The following is a 17,375-nucleotide window of genomic DNA, read 5'->3' on the forward strand; positions in this document are numbered from 1 at the left end:
TCAAACTGGCTGCCGGCGCGGTCGCTAGTCTCGGCCCGCCAAATGCGAGGAGCCATGAACCCGACCGAGAAAGCGCTGTGGTTCGTCGAAAGCCACCTGCCCGATGCCATCAGCCTCGACGATGTCGCGGCCAGCAGCGGCGTGTCGCGCTTTCATGTGACGCGCGCCTTCGGCGCCGCCACCGGACGATCCGTCATGGGCTATATGCGGGCGCGGCGCTTGAGCGAAGCGGCGCGCAAGCTCGCCGGCGGCGCGCCCGACATCCTGTCGGTCGCGCTCGATGCCGGCTACGGCTCGCATGAGGCGTTCACGCGAGCCTTTCGCGACGCGTTCGGCACCACGCCGGAACTGGTGCGCGCGCAAGGCTCGACCGACAACCTCGACCTTACGGAGCCTATCCTGATGGACAGCACCCTTCTCACCGCGCTCGAGCCGCCGCGCTTCGAGACCAGCCGCCCCTTCCTCATCGCCGGGCTCGGCGAGCGCTACAGCTGCGAATCCAGCGCCGCCATCCCGATGCAGTGGCAGCGCTTCGCCCCCTATATCGGCCACATCCCGGGACAAGTGCCCGATGTCTTCTACGGCGTCTGCACCAATGGCGACGATGCCGGCAATTTCGACTACATCGTCGGCGTCGAGGTGACGGATTTTTCCGACCTGCCCAAGGATTTTTACCGGGTGCGCGTGCCGGCGCAGAAATACGCCGTGTTTTCGCACCGCGAGCACATCTCGACCATCCGCCGCACCATCAACACGATCTGGAACAGCTGGCTGCCGGCCTCCGGCCACGAGGTCGCCGACGCGCCGGAATTCGAGCGCTATGGGCCTGAATTCGACGCGCATTCCGGCAATGGCGGGCTGGAGATCTGGGTGCCGATCAAGGGTTGAGCAGCACTACAATTCCAGGTCCCAGGTCTGCCCGACCAGATCCTTGCCGAAGGAATGGTGACGGTCCTCCGCGACCAGCTTGAAGCCCGCCGCCTGATAGATGCGGCGGGCGGCGCCCAGTATGTCGTTGGTCCAGAGCGTCAGCGTCTTGTAGCCTTTGGCGCGCGAGAACGCGATGCATTCGTCGACCAGCCGCGCGCCGATGCCGAGGCCGCGCGCGGAAGGCTCGACATAGAGCAGCCTCAGCTTCGCCACTTGCGGCGACTTGCGCACGATAAAGACGGAGCCGACCACCTCGCCGCCGCGCTCGGCGATCCAGGCGCGCTCCCACTGCGGATCGAACTTCTTGACGAACTCGCCGAGGATTTCGGCGACCAGCCCCTCATAGGTCCCATCCCAGCCATACTCCTCAGTGTAAAGCATGCCCTGGCGGCGCGTGATCCAGCCGATGTCGCCGACCTGCAGCGGCCTCAGGATGTAAGGCACCTTGGCTTCGGCCTTGTCGCCGAGCAGGTCCTGCACGGTGCGCATGGCCTTGACCAACCGCTCCTGTTCGGCAAGCGCCAGGCGGTCGAGCAACGCCGCCACCTGCTCGTGCGAGCCCTGGTTGAGCGGCGCAAAGGCATCCCTGCCCGCCGGTGTGATCGCAATCGAGGCGCGGCGCGCATCGACCTCGCTGGCGGCACGCTCGACCAGCCCGCGCTCCTCGAATTTCTTCAACAGGCGGCTGACGTAACCCGGGTCGAGCCCGAGATCGCGCACGAGGTCGCTGGCAACCAGCCCGTCGCGATGGGCAAGCTCGTAAAGCACCCGCGCCTCGGTGAGCGAGAACGGGCTCTTCAACAGCCCCTCGTCTAGCAAACCAATCTGGCGGGTGTAGAAGCGGTTGAAGGCGCGCACGGCGTCGATGCGGTCTTTGCCGGGGTGGTTGTGGACGGTCATGGCGCAGTTCTCCTGTCCGAAACAGGATCGGCTATTTAGTTGACTTAGTCAATAAATGCGCAAGCGGAGTGCTACACAACTTCGTCATTCCAGGGCGGAGCAAGGAGCGAAGCGACGCGCGCAGACCCTGGAATCCATTCCGTGACGGCGGTCGCAGAGTGCTACGCTGGAGAACAGACTCGATGGGTCTGCATTGGGTGCCAAGGAGCCATTTCGTTGCATAGCGGAAAGGTAACGGAATGGATTCCAGGGTCTGCGCTCCGCTTCGCGTCGCTCCGCCCTGGAATGACGAGGTCGCAGGGACCGGCGCCAGTCACGACCGTAGTGGTGCGTCCTCACCCCATCGGCAGCACGGGCCAGAACTCCGCGATCCGCCCAGCCGAAAACACCGCAATCGCACCGAAATGCTGTAGCACGGCCTCGCTCTGCGTTGGGCGCAGGAAGGCGTAGTCGCCGGGTTTCACATCCACCGTCGCCGGCAGGCCCATGAATTGCTGGTTGGAGGAGAAACCCATCAATCCATTCGTATTCATGCCTTCGGGGAACACCGGCTCGGCCATCCATTTGCCGCCGTAGAGATAGCAGCCCTTGCGCGGGAACAGGCCGAGCACCTGCAAAACCTTCGACACCCACTCAGGTCCCGGCAGCGCCGGATCGCCCGTTTTCAGGATCGGCGTGGCGATGAAGGCGGCCGGCTGGAGACCCTCGAGGCCGGGCGTGTCGAAGTCGCCCGGCAGCACGAAGGCTGAACCCATCGACACTTCGTTGGCGACGCCCGCGCCATGCAGCAGCGCTGTCTTGGAGCCGCCGATGTTGAGGATGCGGCGCTGGTCCGGATTGAGCGCCGCGACGAATTCGGCCGCCTGCACGGAGGCTTTCTTCAGAGCATTCGACGCTCCGCCGAAGAGGCCGGGGATTTCCGGCGCATGCGCCTCATAGGCCATGATGCCTTCGCAACGCAGGCCTTTCGGTATGGTCAGCGCCTTGATCTCGGCCGGGCTGGAGAAACCGCCCCGATGAAGACCGACATCGACCTCCAAGGCGAAGCGCAATTCGGCGCCGAGCTCGGCGGCCAAAGCGCCATATTCCGCCAGCCGTTCGGCTGTGTCGATCAGCCAGCAGACGCGCGACCACCAGCCGGCGCCGCCCCTGGTCAGCGAGGCCCTGGCGGCGCCAACGGGCATCGGCTTGCCATACAGCAGGTCGCCCTCGGGAAAGGCATCGAGCACCGCCTGCGTAATCGGCGGATGGAAAGTCATGAAGCGCTTGGTGTCGAGCGCCCTGGCGATTTGGGACAGGAGCGGCATGCAAGGCAGCGACTTGTCGACCAGCCGTATGGCAAGGCCCGGGGCCAACCTTTGCCTGACCTGCGCAATGTTGCCATCCAACCGGTCGCGGTCGAGCACCAGGCAGGGCCGGAAGATTTCGGCCGCCTGCAGCGCCTTCGACAGTTCGGCGAAATAGGAGTTCATCGTTCGATACCGAACAGGCCGGCCATATAGGGCGACACGAAGCGGTTGTCCGGATCGATGTCGCGGCGCACGGCCATCGCCTCGTCCCAGCGCGGATAGAGTTTTCTGAAATCCGCCGCGTTCAGGCTATGCATCTTGCCCCAATGTGGCCGGCCGCCGTACTTGCGGAAGATCGGCTCGGCGGCGCGCATGAAGGGCAGCGGGTCGTTCGCCGCATCGTGATGGATGGCGATCGAGCAGGTCAGCCTTTTGTGGAAGGGCGAAAGCCAGAATTCGTCGGGCGCCACCGAACGCACCTCCATCGGGAAATAGACTTCCGGAAAGTGCTTTTCGGTCAGCGCGATGATCTCGGCCAGCGCCTTCGGTCCTTCCTCGAAAGGCAGGTGATACTCCATCTCGTTGAACTTGGTCTGGCGGTCGCTGGCGTAGACGTTGAGCCAGTCCTGCACATAGTCTTCCGACGGCACCTTTTTGACCGCGCCCTTGATCAGCGCACGGCGCAGCGATGGCAGCCAACGCAGCACGGTGCGCAGCTTGCGCAATGTCGCCAGACCCTCCTCGTCGTCCTCGGTCGGCCGCGGCGTCGTCGCCGCATCGCTGAGGTCGCTGGCGATGAACTGGGCGTAGCCGGAAAACGGAATGTAGTAGAACTCGGCCGAGCGGTGCATGGCCATCATCGTCTCGAAATCGCGCAGCATGTCGCCGATCGGCAGCACCCATTTGCGGCGCCGCAGGCGATAGCTCGGGATGTTGTTGAGCGTCACTTCGGTGAGCACGCCGAAGGCGCCGAGGGCCACGCCGCTGGCGTGGATCATGTCCTGGTCATGCGCCCGGCTGAACTTGCGGATCTTGCCTTGCCCGTCGACGATCTGCACCGCCTCCAACTGCGTGTGATAGGCGCCGAGCGTTGTGCCGGAGCCATGCGTTGCGGTGCCAAGCGCGCCGCCGATCGCCTGCTTGTCGATGTCGCCCATATTGGGCAGGCCCTGGCCAATGTTCTGCAGGATGCGCATCAGGGCGCCCAGCCTGGTGCCAGCCCTCACCCGCGCCCGGTTGTTTTCGGCTTCATGCGAAACCAGTCCCTCGATCTTCTCCAACGAGACGATGGTGCCGTCGGACTGCACCAGCGGCGTGAAGGAATGGCCGGCGCCGGCGACGCGCAACGGACCGGGCGCCGAGCGCACGAGATCGGCCAGTTCGCCAATATCCGCCGGGGTCGCGATCGCTTTCGGCGAGGCGGTGACGAAGCCCGACCAGTTGCTCCAGCTGTTTGCCATTCGGTACGCCTTCTCGATCAGGCCTGGCCGCGCCGCCGAGCCGCCAGCACGAAGAAGCCGAGCAGCGCCACGCTGGCCACAGCGGTGGCGGCCGCGAATTCCGGCACCGGCCGGAAATTCCCCCCGTCGATCAGCAGCGAGGCGGCGATCGGGCCGATGGCCAGGCCGAAGAGTTGGGCCGCCGGCACAAGGAGTGCGGCGTTGCGGGTCTCGTCGGCGGCGATGGCGAGGCGGATCTGATAAGGGACGACGAAGAGCAGGATGAAGCCCATCACCAGCGCGACGACCCAGAACAGCGAAAGCCCCGGGCCGAACGCAAGCAGCACCGAGCTTATTGCCGCGACGATGCCGACGACGGTGATGGCGAAGCGATAGTCGATGCGCGCTTCGAACACCGTCGCGGTCATGGCGCCCAGCACCTGTGCCGCGAGGCTCGCCGAGACCATCAGGCCGACGGTGCGGTCGTCAATGCCGAATTGCGCGCCGAGAGGCTCGAGGAACGCCCAGACCGATCCGAAGAACATGAAATAGCAGAAGATCGACAAAAGCGCGGTGATTGCCGGCACGGTGAGCACATTGGCAAAATGCTCTTCCTTCGGCAGGTCGGCATAGTCGTCGGCCACCGTCCAGGCGACGACCAGCGACAACAGGCAGACGACGCCGAGAGCGAGGAAGCCGCCGGCCGAGCCGGCTTTCGGCACGGCGTAAAGCGCGAGGAAAAGTGCCAGCGCGCATTGCGCCAGCGTCTGCAGCGTGACGAAATAGCCGCCGATGCGCTCGGCGCGGCGCGAGCGGGCGATCAGTTCGGTGGCGACGGCGACGAGGCCGCCCTCGGCGAGGCCGGCGACGGCGCGCGCGGCGATCAGCGTGTTCGCGGTGACGGCATAAGCCGTCCAGACATTGCTAAGGCCCAGCACGACCAGGAGCAGACTGCTCTTCCAGCGCATGTTGCGAGCAGGAAGCAGCATCGCCACGATCGCCGAGCCGATGGCGATCGCAATCATCTCGGCGGTGGCGACCAGCGCCAGCTCGTCGCCGGTTACGTGACCCTCAGTATAAAGCGCGCCGAGCAGCACCGGTTGCAGCCCGAGGATGAGCAGGCCGACCGAGCCGATCCACAACGCCGAAGCGAGCTGCAGCCCAGTCGGGTTGCCGACGAGCCAGTCGTCATTTCCCGCTTGCGCGGCATCCGCTGCAGTCACGAGGCGCCCTCCCTTGCAGCCCGAGTGAAAAACTGACAAGTTGTCAGCATTTGACGAAACTGATACTTGATCATCTTTCTTGTCAACCGGGAGTTCGCACTTTTTCGGGGAAGATGGGCGCATGACGGCAGCAAGGCGAACAGCGACGGAGCCAAGGCGCAGGCCCAAGCAGGAGCGCAGCCGCGAGCGCATCGACGCGATCCTGGCCACGACCATGCGGCTGATCGGCGAAAAGGGCATCGACGCGGTGACGATGAAGGAGGTCGGCGCGCAGGCCGGCGGACCGATCGCGACCGTCTACCACTATTTCCCGTCGAAATCGGCGATCCTCGCCATGCTTTACGAGCGTTTCTCGGAGGAAAGCCGCGCCCGCTTCGGCGCCATCATCGCCGAGATCCGCGATCTCGGCGACGTGTCGGCGGCAGCCGATCGCCTGCTCGACGACTACTACGCTCGCGTCGCGGCGGACCCGGCGATCCAGGACCTGCAGAACGCCATCCAGGCCGACAAGGCGCTGCAGCATCTCGACATCGCTGAAACCAGGCATCAGGCAAAGATGTTCTGCGACCATGTCGGGCCGATGCTGCGGCCGGAGCAGCGCGAGGCATTCGGGCGTGTCGTGTTCCTGATCTTTCAGCTCGCCGGGGGCTTGGTGCGGCTGGCGCTGACGCAGGACGAAGCGGAAAGCCGCCGCACGATCGAGGATTATCGCTCGATCATCCACACGCAGTTGCGGCTGTTTTTGTAGGACGGCGCCATCTGGGCTCGACGCCCCGGAACAGCGCGCATGCCGCCCGTCACGTGACTTGCCTGATCAGCCCTTCGAAGCCGTCGGCGAGATTGGCATTGCCGGCGGCGACGAAGCTCGACAGGTTGCGGGCGCGCCCGGGGGTCTTGTTGGCATCGAGCAGCACCGCTTTGCCGTCATGCATGACGAAATCGAATTTGCCGTAGTCGAAGCCGAGCTTGCGCCGTAGCGCACGCAGTTCGTCCGGCACCGGAACCGCCTCGCGGCGGATGGTGTCGTCGCCCTTGACCAGGCTCTGCGGCGAGACATGGCGCGTGCAGCGCTCGCGCTCGCCGCAGAACAGCCAGAAACGGGCCCCGAAACCATCCGGCTCCGGCTCCGGAATGAATTTCTCGACAACTAGATCCTGGCGCTCGAAGACGTCTGCCGGAACGTCGGCCAGCGAAGCATGAATCTCGTATCTTTCGAAAGCTTCGACACCCGGAAATGGCTCCGGCTTGCTCGCGCGCCGCGCGCGCTGGTTCAGTTGTTCTTCCGGCGTACCCCAATGGTTTAGGCTGCTCTTGACGATGACCCGCCCTTTCCAGCCGTCATCCCTGCCGATGACGGCGCCGCTGATGCGGCGCTTCGAAATGTCGGTGGCGCCGAGGTTGAGGCAGAAGGGAAAGCGGCGCGCATACTCGGCATAGTCGGGTGGCGTCACGGTCACGTCGAGATGCAGCACCGCGATGTCGGCGGCCGGTTTGGCCGAGGTGCCGCGCAGGATCCGGACCGAGTGGCCACGGCGCTTCAATTCCTCCAGCAGGTCGAAGAGCATGTAGGGGCTGTCGCGGCGCAGCAGCAGCCCGCGCCGGCTCTGGAACCGATCCAGTTCATGTGTGACCACCGCAATTCGCGCCATGCGCCCCTGCTTGGTTTCTCAAGCGTCCTCTACTATTCACTACAACTCACGGACGAGGCTGGGGTTCTGCATGACGGATCACTGGAACGCAATTCGCAAGCACTGGGAATTGCTCGGGCCACCGCTGCGGCCACCGGCGCAAGTCGTCGAAGCCTATAATCGCGAGCTCGATCTTGCAGGGTCGCATGTCGTGATGCTCGGCGTGACGCCGGAACTCGCCGGGCTCGGCGCGAGCTTGACAGCCGTCGACGAGTCCCGCGACATGATCGCGGGCATCTGGCCGGGCGACACCGAGCGCCGCAAGGCGGTGCGCGGCGACTGGTTCGATTTGCCGTTTCCCGATGCAAGCGTCGAGGCGCTGATCGGGGACGGATGTCTTTCGGTCATCGGTGCAGCCGACCTTAGGCGAAAGCTGTTAGCGTCGATCGCGCGTGCGCTGAAAGCCGACGGGCGCGCCGGGATCAGGCTTTATGCATTGCCCGAGATGCGTGACGAGCCCCGAGATGTCCGCGAGCTGGCAATGGCCGGCGGCGTCTCGACCTTCCACGATCTCAAGTGGCGCGTGGCCATGACCGCGATCGGCGACGCGCCCGACCACACGATACCGGTCGCGGGCATTCTCGAGCAATTCGACCGGATCTTCCCGGACCGTGCGGAGCTATCGGCACGCACCGGTTGGGAAATGCCGGTCATCGGCACCATCGACGTCTACAAAAACTCACCCGCCATCTACAGTTTTGCGCCGGTGTCGGCGCTTATCGAGGAGGCCAAAGCTTTCTTCGACGATGTGCGCGTGGCCTCGACCGGGAACTACGGGCTCGCCGAGCGCTGTCCATTGCTTGTCTTGCGGTCGGCGCGAAGCCAACGGCAAATCGGATAATAAGCAAATTTCCGGCACTGTTACCGGTGGCGAAAGGGGCATTTCCGGGATAGCCGGGCATGCAGCAAAATTTTCTCGCCAACGCCCCTCCCCGCGCGCCTTGACTCTGGCAAGTCAGCGGCCTATCTCAGCGCCACGTTAGCACTCGCCTTTAGTGAGTGCTAACTCATATCCGGCCTCGCCGGATGGAGGAACAGTTCTCACCGTTCTCACTCGAGGAAGACACTAATGGCAAAGTCCAAGTTCCGCCCGCTTCATGACCGCGTGGTCGTTCGCCGGGTCGAATCCGAATCCAAGACCGCCGGCGGGATCATCATCCCGGATACGGCGAAGGAGAAGCCGCAGGAAGGCGAGATCATCGCCGTCGGCTCCGGCGCTCGCGACGAAAACGGCAAGCTCGTGCCGCTGGACGTCAAGGCCGGCGACCGCATCCTGTTCGGCAAGTGGTCGGGCACTGAAGTCAAGCTCAACGGCGAAGACCTTCTGATCATGAAGGAATCCGACATCATGGGCATCATCGGCTGAATATCGGCCACTCCATCAACTGAGTTTTCGGGCTTACCCCAAGCCCCTGTCAGGAGCTAACAATGGCTGCAAAAGACGTAAAATTCTCCCGCGATGCCCGTGAGCGCATGCTGCGCGGCGTCAACATCCTCGCCGACGCGGTGAAGGTCACGCTGGGCCCCAAGGGCCGCAACGTCGTCATCGACAAGTCGTTCGGCGCCCCGCGCATAACCAAGGACGGCGTCACCGTCGCCAAGGAAATCGAGCTTGAGGACAAGTTCGAGAACATGGGCGCGCAGATGGTCCGCGAAGTCGCTTCGAAGACCAACGACATCGCCGGCGACGGCACGACCACCGCGACCGTTCTGGCCCAGGCGATCGTCCAGGAAGGCAACAAGGCCGTTGCCGCCGGCATGAACCCGATGGACCTGAAGCGCGGCATCGACCTCGCCGTCGGTGAAGTCGTCGCCGCTCTCGGCAAGGCCGCCAAGAAGATCAAGACCTCCGAGGAAGTCGCCCAGGTCGGCACGATCTCGGCCAATGGCGACGAGTCGGTCGGCAAGATGATCGCCGAAGCGATGCAGAAGGTCGGCAACGAAGGCGTCATCACCGTCGAGGAAGCCAAGACCGCCGAGACCGAGTTGGAAGTCGTCGAAGGCATGCAGTTCGACCGCGGCTACCTCTCGCCCTACTTCGTCACCAACGCCGACAAGATGGTCGCCGATCTGGAAGACGCCTACATCCTGCTGCACGAGAAGAAGCTTTCCAACCTGCAGGCCATGCTGCCGGTGCTCGAGGCCGTCGTTCAGACCTCGAAGCCGCTGCTCATCATCTCGGAAGACGTCGAAGGCGAGGCTCTGGCCACGCTGGTCGTCAACAAGCTGCGCGGTGGCCTGAAGATCGCCGCCGTCAAGGCTCCGGGCTTCGGTGACCGCCGCAAGGCCATGCTGGAAGACATCGCCATCCTCACCGGTGGCCAGGTCATCTCGGAAGACCTCGGCATCAAGCTCGAGAATGTCGGCCTCAACATGCTCGGCCGCGCCAAGAAGGTGTCGATCTCCAAGGAGAACACCACCATCGTCGACGGCGCCGGCAAGAAGGCCGAGATCCAGGGCCGCGTCGCCCAGATCAAGCAGCAGATCGAAGAGACCACCTCGGACTACGACAAGGAGAAGCTGCAGGAACGTCTGGCGAAGCTCGCCGGCGGCGTTGCCGTCATCCGCGTCGGCGGTGCGACGGAAGTCGAAGTCAAGGAAAAGAAGGACCGCGTTGACGACGCGCTGAACGCGACCCGCGCGGCCGTGGAAGAAGGCATCGTCGCCGGCGGTGGCGTGGCGCTGCTGCGCGCTTCGGCCAACGTCAAGGCAACCGGCGTCAACTCCGACCAGGCTGCCGGCATCAACATCGTGCGCCGCGCGCTGCAGGCTCCGGCCCGCCAGATCGCTGCCAACGCTGGTGCCGAAGCTTCGATCGTTGCTGGCAAGATCCTTGAGAACAAGGGCGCGACCTTCGGCTACAACGCTCAGACCGGCGAGTATGGCGACATGATCGCCATGGGCATCGTCGACCCGGTCAAGGTCGTTCGCACCGCTCTCCAGGACGCGGCCTCGGTCGCCGGCCTGCTCGTCACCACCGAAGCCATGATCGCCGAAGCTCCGAAGAAGGAAGCTGCCGGCGGTATGCCGGGCGGCATGCCCGGCGGCGGCATGGGTGGCATGGGCGGCATGGACTTCTAAGAAGTCCATAAAGCCCGCCCATCAACCAACATCGCTCAAGCCCGCAAGCGGGCTTGAGTGGCGGCATGGACTTTTAAGAAGTCCTACCCTTCGTGCATTCGGAAAGGGCGGCAGAGATGCCGTCCTTTTTGTTTGCGCATCGGCCTGAACTATCTGTGCTTCGTCGCCGATAGCCCAAAGCGGAATTGCATCGCCGCGGATATGAGTTGCAGCAGCGCGTTCATGCCGACCGCGAGCTTCCTATCAGTTCGCATCGTTCGACCTTTCGAGCATTTCCTTCACGCCCGCGAGGTCGGCGAAAGAAGCAATCGCCCCCGAAGTCACTGGCCGCGCGGCGATCAAACGCTTCGCTGCCCCGGCCGAAACACCATGGCTTGACTATGATTGGAAGGGTTGCACATCAAGCCCGCTTCCCGCCACGGTAGCGCGGCTACCCGTCACCAGGCCAATTGTCTAAATTTTGTGCAGCCGTTCAATAAAATCAGCAACTTCAGTCAAGTGTCCGTGATTTTGTCGGACAATAAATCTTAACACATTCACGTCTACTAAAGGAGCCGGGCACGGCTGAGTGCTCGAACGTGTGTCGCGTATCAGGTGTTTCCATGCAGATCCTCCGGGGATTTTGGCGTAGCCGTGACGGCAACGTCCTCATCATGTCCGCGCTGCTTTTGCCGCTGCTCATCGGCATGGCCGCGCTGGTCACCGAATATGGCGGCGCGATGGTCGAACGCGCCAGCAACCAGCGCACCGCCGATCTCGCAGCCTTTGCCGGCGCGCTCGCCTACAACAAGACGCAGTCGACCAGCCAGATGACAGCGGCGGCCGCCAGTGTCGCGGCGCTCAACGGCGTTCCGGCGGCGAACGTTTCGGCAAGCCTCGTTTCCTCGCCGAAGACAACCGGCATGAGCGCGGTCTCGGTATCGATCCGGACGCAGAAGACGCTGCTGTTGGCGCGCGTGCTCGACGATCGCCAGCAATTGCAGATCTACGCCAATTCGGTCGCCGAACTCGGCACGCAGGCATCGACGCCTGGTTGCGTGCTGGCATTGGACGGCACCCAGACCGGCGTGACGCTTTCCGGCGGCACGGCCATCAACGCCCCCAAATGCACGGTGTCGTCGAACAACACGGTCACGGTTCCCTGCGGCACGACGATCTCGGCGATCGGCGTCAACTACAATTCGGCGGCCGCGCCCAGCCAGCCCTGCAACGGCATCACCGGCCCGAACGGCACCGCGGCGGTGATCGCCAAGAAATCGACCCCGGATCCGCTGGCCGGCAACACGGCCGTCACCGCCGCGGTCGCGCGCTTCTCGACGGTCGCGGCGATGTCGGCGACGACGGCGCCGGCAGCTCCGGCCAGCGTGGCAGGCACCGACATCAGCTTCGCCTGGAGCACAAGCTCGACGCAGAGCCAGGCGACCGCGCTCGGCTGCACGGCGACATGGGCATCCTCTTCATCGACCTGGACGTTGAATTGCGGCTCTAAGACCACCGTCAATCTCGGCACCATCACAATCGGCGGCGGTATCAACCTCAACTTCGCCACCACGGGTGCCGCGACCACCGTCTACAACATCTCCGGCGACCTAACGACCAGCGCCACCACCAATTTCGGCCCGGGCACCTATAATTTCGCCGGCAAGCTGACCACTGCCGGCACCACCACCTTCGGCGCCGGAACCTATAATTTCGGCAATCAGGTGACCACCGCCGGAACCACGACCTTCGGCGCCGGAAACTTCAATTTCACCAAAGGCCTGACGACCGGTGGCGGCGCTACCACGACCTTCGGCGCCGGCACGTTCAAGATCGGCATCAGCGACAATACTTGCAGCGGCACGGCGCGCGTCAGCCTGTGCAACACCAGCACGCTCACCTTCGGCGGCCCGAGCACGTTCGAGCTGCCCGGCGGCTTCAACAACACGGGCGGCGCGACCATCAACTTCGGCTCCGGCACGTCCAACAGCTACAAGATCGGCCCCGGCGGCAATGGCGACGCCATCACGCTTGGCGGCGGCTCGAAGACGATCATGGCCGACGCCACGAGCTCAGGCGTGTTCCAGGTCATCGGCAATGTGAATGGCGGCGGCGGCGGCAGCTGCTTCGTCGTGCCGGCCACAGCGCAGCACGACATCGAGGGCAACTTCATCGCTTCGGGCGCGGTGCTGCTCGGCGCCGGCGTCTACACGATCGACGGCTATTTCGCACTGGGCGGCAGCGGCGGCGGCAGCGCAAGCTGCGGCGGCTCGACGATCAGCGTCTATGGCGCGAACGTGACGCTGGTGCTGTCGGGCAAGACCAAGTCGAGCTCGGGAAGCTGCAGCGGCTATGTCTTCTGTGTGGCTGCCGGCTACAGCAACATCGTGTTGACCGCGCCGCAGACGGGCGCCACGGCGAAGCTTGCCGTGGTCGGACCGACATCGACCTCGGTGACGGCCGGCGCCACCTTCGCCGAGGGCGGTTCCAACGCGCAGATTTCCGGCGCCTTCTACTTCCCCTATGGCCCGATCATCATGAATGGCGGCTCCAGCGTGCTCGGCTCGCCGACCGATGCGACCAAATGCTTTCAGATGATCGGCTCACGCATCACGCTTTCCGGCGGCACTGCGGCTACGTCGGAATGCATCGCCGCATCCGGCGCAACCACCAGCAGCAAGGTGAGCCTCGTCCAGTGATCCCGCATTTCAACCTGAGTTTTGCCTTCGCCCGGTTTCTGCGCCGCGAGACAAGCGGGGCCTCGGCGGTCGAGTTCGCGCTGATCAGCCCGGTGCTGATCCTCATCCTTGCCGGGCTGGTCGATATCGGCGGCTCGCTGAAGGCGAAGTTCGACCTTTCCTCGGCGATCTCGGCCGGCTCCAACTACGCGCTGCTTGGCGCCGACAAGGTCAACTCCGCCGGCGGCAGCACGCTTGCCAGCAATATCCTGGCAGTGGTGGCCAACGGGCTGGGCAGCGCGGGCGGCAGCGTCCAGATCGTCGTCAACAACGGCACGACCACCAGCTACAACAGCAGCACCGGCGCCGCGACCCAGACCGGCACCGCGGCCAATGCCGATCTCTGCTATTGCCCGACCGGCAGCGCTGCCAGCGTTACCTGGGGATCCGCGGTGACCTGCGGCTCGATCTGTCCGGCCGGCAACCTCGGCGGCAAGTTCGTGACGATCAGCGCGAGCCGCGCCTTCTCGCCGCTGTTCGGCGGCTTCGGCGTGGTGAGCAGCGGCAACATCACCGTGCAGTCCATGGTGCAGCCACAGTGAGACGGCTCTTGCTGAATCGTCTATCCCTCTGTTTTCACGCAATTCCGGACGGAAAACTGCGTCCCACTTTTCCTGGAATTGCCATGGTGCCGACGTCCCTGAAAAGGTTCATCCAGGACCGGTCCGGCGCCAATGCGGTCGAATTCGCGCTGCTTTCGGTGCCGCTCCTTTTGGTGCTGTTCGGCACGGTGGAGTTCGGGCGCATGTTCTGGACGCAGCATGTGCTGCAGGACACGGCGACAGCCGGCGCGCGCTGCGTCGGCGTGCTGCAGAGCGGCTGCACGCAAAACGGCGCCTACAACGCCGCCAGCACCGTCACCTTCATCAGCAGCGTGGCGGCGGGCGACGGCATCACGCTCACCGGGACCAATATCAGCGTCAACAACAACACGACCTGTTCCGGCCTCAGCGGTTTCTCGACGGTACAGATATCCTACACTTTCGCGACCGTGCTGCCGTCCTTCCTGACGTCTTTGGCCAACGGCCCGCTGCTGAAGGCCACGGCCTGCTTCCCCAACCAGGGCGCATAAACAGTTTAGCGACCCGCGTCGAATTGTGATCGACGCTCGGTACCGACCCCGGCACGCGCTTCGACCGCGAGGAGACGGTCGTCGCCCGCGAGCACGCGACCATCCGCTGGCGGTTCTGGAAAGCAGAGGCTTGGCGCGGCGAAGTCAGGTTCAGCCGCGCTCATGCCTATTCCGGCACCGCGATGCCGGAGCCGCCGAGTTCGGCCGGAAAGTCCTTCAGCTTCGGCAGGCCGTCCTTCATAGGCAGCACGGTCTCGGCGTAGTTGACATGGACCGCAGGCGTGAATGCAATTGTCGGGATCGCCGCCGCATAGACGTCGACCAGTCCGAGCGGCGGGTGGTTCGTCATCAGATGCCCGCCGCATTTCGTGCAGAACTGGCGATCGCTCATCTGCGATTTCATGAAGCCGGAGAGGAACTCTTCGCCCTTGGTGACCTTGACGTTGCCCGGCTTCCACAGCGTGAAGGCATTCACCGGAGACGCCGACCACGAACGGCAGGAACTGCAATGGCAGTAGCCCATCGCCTCGGCGGTTCCGTGGACTTCGATTTCCACGGCGCCGCAAAAACACCCGCCCTTATGTACAGTCATGACTTTCGTCCTTGTTCGTTGGTTCCGATTGCGCCGAGCGTCCGGTTCAAGCGGCGCCCGACAACTGGCGGGTTGTAGGATTTTCAGCGGCGAACTGAATGGCAGGGCGTCCGCCTTGCTTGACAGCGCGTCCGGAACTCGGAAGGGATATCGGCGCCGGTTTCCCCGGCGACGCGCACGGGACATGACGAAATGGCCGGGGACGCCTTGTCTGACCTGTTGAGGACGGTACGTCTGACGGGTGCGACGTTTTTCGATATCGAGGGCCACGACCCGTGGGCCGTCTGCTCGCCCGCGCCCGCTTCGATATTGCCGAAGGTTCTGCCCGGCGCCGATCACCTGATTTCCTACCATGTGGTGACGGCCGGCCGCTGCTTTGCCCGCATCATCGGTGAAGAGGCGATGCTGCTTGAGGCCGGCGACGTCGTGGTCTTCACCCGAAGCGACCCGCACATCATGTCCAGCCATCCGGACCTGCGTGCCGAGCCGCCGACGGCCGACGTGCTCGACATCGTCACCGCCGGCCGGATGCCGTTTTACATCAACTGCGCCGGCGACGAGCCGGTCTCGGCCAGGCTGGTCTGCGGTTATCTCGCCTGCGATGCAAACCCCTTCAACCCGCTGCTCGAAGCGCTGCCGCCGGCGATCAAGGCCTCAGATGCGAAAGGCGACGGCGGCTGGCTCGGCCAGTTCATCAACTTCGCGGTATCGGAGGTGGCGCAGAAGCGCGCCGGCAGTGAAACCGTGCTCACCAAGCTCAGCGAGCTGATGTTCGTCGATGTGCTGCGCCGCTATGTCGAATCGCTGCCGCCGCAACATACGGGCTGGCTGGCGGGCCTGCGCGATCCGCATCTGGCGCGCACGCTGGCGCTGATCCATGATCGACCGGCGCAGAACTGGACGGTCGAGGCCCTGGCGAAGGAATCGGCGCTGTCGCGCACCGTGCTTGCCGAACGCTTCACCCGGCTCGTCGGCATGCCGCCTGTGCACTACCTCGCCAAATGGCGCATGCAGATCGCCTCGCAACTGCTCAGCACCGGCAGCAGCAACATGGCAAGCATCGCGGCCGAGGTCGGCTACGAGTCCGAAGCGGCGTTCAGCCGCGCCTTCAAGAAGATGATCGGCGTGCCGCCTTCGGCCTGGCGTCTTGGTATGCGGCCTGGATCAAGCAGCGACGAGTAGCTTTTGGCTGGCCCTGGTCGATCGGTACGAGCTACGGACTAGCCCGAAGTTGATCCACGAGCGACAGTGCTTTCGAATAGACCGCGCGTGACTTGGCCTCACGGCCCTCGACAGGCGAATGAAAGCTGTATCCGGCAAAGAGACCGTTGCCGATGGAAAAGGCAACCCGGCACCAGTCGCCCGAACAGTTCATCATGTAGCGTCCGTTGTCCGGCAGCAGCCATTTTGGATCGGTGCTGACCCAATACTCCGTCTTCCAGGGCATTGTGTAGCGATCGAAACCGGCCACTGGCTGCGGTGCGATCGACCTGCCTTCGCTCACGGCCTTCGCCAGGCCTTCGGCCAGTTCGTTGCGCGGCGGTCCATTGACTAGAAAAACCCGCCGCAATTCGTCGTCGGACGACAGCCCGATGCCAAGCATTTCCGGCCAATCCGCAAGCCCATCGGCGTCGACTGCATCGCACCATTCGGCGGCCCAGCCAGTCTGTTTCCGCGCCGTGCAAAACGCCTCCTGAGCGGAACCCGGTCCGCCTCGGCTAGCGGGACCGGTGAAGCTCAGGGAAAATGAGCTGGCGACCAGCGGAAACGAGCCATTGTCGGTCGCATCGCACACGGAGCGTGTGCCCTTCGCTCGATTGAGGGCGTAGTTGGTCTGGTAGCCATTGCGTATCTGCATCGCGGGCACTGGAGGAGTCGCGAACAGGGATCGGCCGATGCTGACGTGGAGCATCGATGCAAGGCAGGCTTGGGACGCCGGCCGCGCGTCCAGTTTCGGCCTGATGACGAAGAGCCGTGAAAATCCGCCCGCCAACAAAAGGAACGCGATAAGCACCGGAGCCTGAACGATGACGGTGCTCTCGCCGACCGAACGCAACCAAAGGCCTATGCCTCGGGCAAGGACGCCCGCCGATGCGCCTATCGCCAACTCCAGCAACAACAGGATACCCATAAAGCCCGCGTTTCCGTCGAAGGAACTGTCGACCCACAGATAACCGATGCCGGCAGTCATGAGGGCGGCACAGACCGCCAGCCAAATGCCATTTGGCATTATGGCGGCGGCGAAGAACGGCACGAACAGAAAAAGCAGAATGAACATCAGCAACATGGGCATCCCTCGGCATTGGCCGATTGCCATTTGCTTGCTTATGAGCGCCGAACCATGGCGAAGCAGGTCAGGCGCCGTGCAGATGCCGCACAGGTTTTCAGCACACTCCTAGTGCGTCGCGTGGAAACGGATCCACGCGACGCACTTTAGGTCTCTG

16 protein-coding genes are annotated in these 17,375 nt (G+C 64.0%); 9 read left to right on the top strand and 7 right to left on the bottom strand.

Annotated features, from left to right (window positions below):
* Window positions 1–54: 54 nt before the first annotated feature.
* The gene (locus FJ988_RS16985) at window positions 55–888 is read left to right on the top strand and encodes an AraC family transcriptional regulator (RefSeq protein WP_140819495.1); all 834 of its coding nucleotides are present in this window, start codon (window positions 55–57) and stop codon (window positions 886–888) included.
* Window positions 889–894: 6 nt separating this feature from the next.
* Here the strand turns inward: FJ988_RS16985 and FJ988_RS16990 are convergent, their stop codons facing one another.
* The 4 genes from FJ988_RS16990 to FJ988_RS17005 all read right to left on the bottom strand — a co-directional run bounded on the left by FJ988_RS16990 (window position 895) and on the right by FJ988_RS17005 (window position 5,781).
* On the bottom strand, window positions 895–1,830 hold the full coding sequence (locus tag FJ988_RS16990; protein ID WP_140819496.1) for a helix-turn-helix domain-containing GNAT family N-acetyltransferase: 936 nt from the start codon (window positions 1,828–1,830) through the stop codon (window positions 895–897).
* A 335-nt stretch (window positions 1,831–2,165) separates the two neighbouring features.
* Entirely contained in the window at window positions 2,166–3,302 is a 1,137-nt protein-coding gene (locus FJ988_RS16995) for an alanine racemase (protein WP_140819497.1), read from the bottom strand.
* The gene (locus FJ988_RS17000) at window positions 3,299–4,579 is read right to left on the bottom strand and encodes a D-arabinono-1,4-lactone oxidase (protein ID WP_140819498.1); all 1,281 of its coding nucleotides are present in this window, start codon (window positions 4,577–4,579) and stop codon (window positions 3,299–3,301) included. Before FJ988_RS17000 ends, FJ988_RS16995 begins: the two co-directional genes overlap by 4 nt.
* Window positions 4,580–4,596: 17 nt before the next feature.
* The gene (locus FJ988_RS17005; protein ID WP_181183559.1) at window positions 4,597–5,781 is read right to left on the bottom strand and encodes an MFS transporter; all 1,185 of its coding nucleotides are present in this window, start codon (window positions 5,779–5,781) and stop codon (window positions 4,597–4,599) included.
* Window positions 5,782–5,902: 121 nt separating this feature from the next.
* Here FJ988_RS17005 and FJ988_RS17010 point away from each other — a divergent pair, with 121 nt between their 5' ends.
* Window positions 5,903–6,529, top strand: coding sequence for a TetR/AcrR family transcriptional regulator (locus FJ988_RS17010; protein WP_140819500.1), 627 nt, complete (start codon window positions 5,903–5,905; stop codon window positions 6,527–6,529).
* A 49-nt stretch (window positions 6,530–6,578) separates the two neighbouring features.
* Here FJ988_RS17010 and FJ988_RS17015 read toward each other — a convergent pair whose 3' ends face one another.
* Window positions 6,579–7,430 (bottom strand): hypothetical protein, encoded by an 852-nt coding sequence (locus tag FJ988_RS17015; RefSeq protein WP_140819501.1) that lies wholly within the window; start codon window positions 7,428–7,430, stop codon window positions 6,579–6,581.
* A gap of 70 nt (window positions 7,431–7,500) precedes the next feature.
* On the opposite strand from FJ988_RS17015, the gene FJ988_RS17020 reads away from it, so the two are divergent.
* The 6 genes from FJ988_RS17020 (at window position 7,501) to FJ988_RS17045 (ending at window position 14,339) form a co-directional block, all read left to right on the top strand.
* Window positions 7,501–8,310, top strand: a complete 810-nt coding sequence (locus FJ988_RS17020) for a class I SAM-dependent methyltransferase (protein WP_140819502.1) — start codon at window positions 7,501–7,503, stop codon at window positions 8,308–8,310.
* 228 nt (window positions 8,311–8,538) lie between these two features.
* Entirely contained in the window at window positions 8,539–8,835 is a 297-nt protein-coding gene (gene groES, locus FJ988_RS17025) for a co-chaperone GroES (protein ID WP_073987612.1), read from the top strand.
* Window positions 8,836–8,897: 62 nt separating this feature from the next.
* Window positions 8,898–10,550: a chaperonin GroEL gene (groL, locus tag FJ988_RS17030; RefSeq protein WP_140819503.1), complete on the top strand. Its 1,653-nt coding sequence runs from the start codon at window positions 8,898–8,900 to the stop codon at window positions 10,548–10,550.
* 602 nt (window positions 10,551–11,152) lie between these two features.
* A complete protein-coding gene (locus FJ988_RS17035; RefSeq protein WP_140819504.1) occupies window positions 11,153–13,228 on the top strand; it encodes a TadE/TadG family type IV pilus assembly protein in 2,076 nt (691 codons plus the stop codon).
* Window positions 13,225–13,809, top strand: a complete 585-nt coding sequence (locus FJ988_RS17040) for a TadE/TadG family type IV pilus assembly protein (protein ID WP_246688574.1) — start codon at window positions 13,225–13,227, stop codon at window positions 13,807–13,809. Before FJ988_RS17035 ends, FJ988_RS17040 begins: the two co-directional genes overlap by 4 nt.
* 83 nt (window positions 13,810–13,892) lie before the next feature.
* Window positions 13,893–14,339, top strand: coding sequence for a TadE/TadG family type IV pilus assembly protein (locus FJ988_RS17045; protein ID WP_140819506.1), 447 nt, complete (start codon window positions 13,893–13,895; stop codon window positions 14,337–14,339).
* A 166-nt stretch (window positions 14,340–14,505) separates the two neighbouring features.
* On the opposite strand, the gene FJ988_RS17050 is transcribed toward FJ988_RS17045, so the two are convergent.
* Entirely contained in the window at window positions 14,506–14,931 is a 426-nt protein-coding gene (locus FJ988_RS17050) for a GFA family protein (protein ID WP_140819507.1), read from the bottom strand.
* A gap of 192 nt (window positions 14,932–15,123) precedes the next feature.
* Between FJ988_RS17050 and FJ988_RS17055 the strand changes: the two genes are divergently transcribed.
* The gene (locus tag FJ988_RS17055; protein WP_140819508.1) at window positions 15,124–16,113 is read left to right on the top strand and encodes an AraC family transcriptional regulator; all 990 of its coding nucleotides are present in this window, start codon (window positions 15,124–15,126) and stop codon (window positions 16,111–16,113) included.
* Window positions 16,114–16,144: 31 nt separating this feature from the next.
* Here the strand turns inward: FJ988_RS17055 and FJ988_RS17060 are convergent, their stop codons facing one another.
* Window positions 16,145–17,218: a hypothetical protein gene (locus tag FJ988_RS17060; RefSeq protein WP_140819509.1), complete on the bottom strand. Its 1,074-nt coding sequence runs from the start codon at window positions 17,216–17,218 to the stop codon at window positions 16,145–16,147.
* Window positions 17,219–17,375 lie beyond the last annotated feature (157 nt).

Origin of the sequence: Mesorhizobium sp. CU3 (genome assembly GCF_006442965.1) — a bacterium.
Classification (GTDB): domain Bacteria; phylum Pseudomonadota; class Alphaproteobacteria; order Rhizobiales; family Rhizobiaceae; genus Mesorhizobium.

Coding starts and splice junctions, on each gene's coding strand:
- FJ988_RS16985 (WP_140819495.1), top strand. CDS start 55: ATGAACCCGACCGAGAAAGCGCTGTGGTTCGTCGAAAGCCACCTGCCC.
- FJ988_RS16990 (WP_140819496.1), bottom strand. CDS start 1,830: ATGACCGTCCACAACCACCCCGGCAAAGACCGCATCGACGCCGTGCGC.
- FJ988_RS16995 (WP_140819497.1), bottom strand. CDS start 3,302: ATGAACTCCTATTTCGCCGAACTGTCGAAGGCGCTGCAGGCGGCCGAA.
- FJ988_RS17000 (WP_140819498.1), bottom strand. CDS start 4,579: ATGGCAAACAGCTGGAGCAACTGGTCGGGCTTCGTCACCGCCTCGCCG.
- FJ988_RS17010 (WP_140819500.1), top strand. CDS start 5,903: ATGACGGCAGCAAGGCGAACAGCGACGGAGCCAAGGCGCAGGCCCAAG.
- FJ988_RS17015 (WP_140819501.1), bottom strand. CDS start 7,430: ATGGCGCGAATTGCGGTGGTCACACATGAACTGGATCGGTTCCAGAGC.
- FJ988_RS17020 (WP_140819502.1), top strand. CDS start 7,501: ATGACGGATCACTGGAACGCAATTCGCAAGCACTGGGAATTGCTCGGG.
- groES (WP_073987612.1), top strand. CDS start 8,539: ATGGCAAAGTCCAAGTTCCGCCCGCTTCATGACCGCGTGGTCGTTCGC.
- groL (WP_140819503.1), top strand. CDS start 8,898: ATGGCTGCAAAAGACGTAAAATTCTCCCGCGATGCCCGTGAGCGCATG.
- FJ988_RS17035 (WP_140819504.1), top strand. CDS start 11,153: ATGCAGATCCTCCGGGGATTTTGGCGTAGCCGTGACGGCAACGTCCTC.
- FJ988_RS17045 (WP_140819506.1), top strand. CDS start 13,893: ATGGTGCCGACGTCCCTGAAAAGGTTCATCCAGGACCGGTCCGGCGCC.
- FJ988_RS17050 (WP_140819507.1), bottom strand. CDS start 14,931: ATGACTGTACATAAGGGCGGGTGTTTTTGCGGCGCCGTGGAAATCGAA.
- FJ988_RS17055 (WP_140819508.1), top strand. CDS start 15,124: ATGGCCGGGGACGCCTTGTCTGACCTGTTGAGGACGGTACGTCTGACG.
- FJ988_RS17060 (WP_140819509.1), bottom strand. CDS start 17,218: ATGTTGCTGATGTTCATTCTGCTTTTTCTGTTCGTGCCGTTCTTCGCC.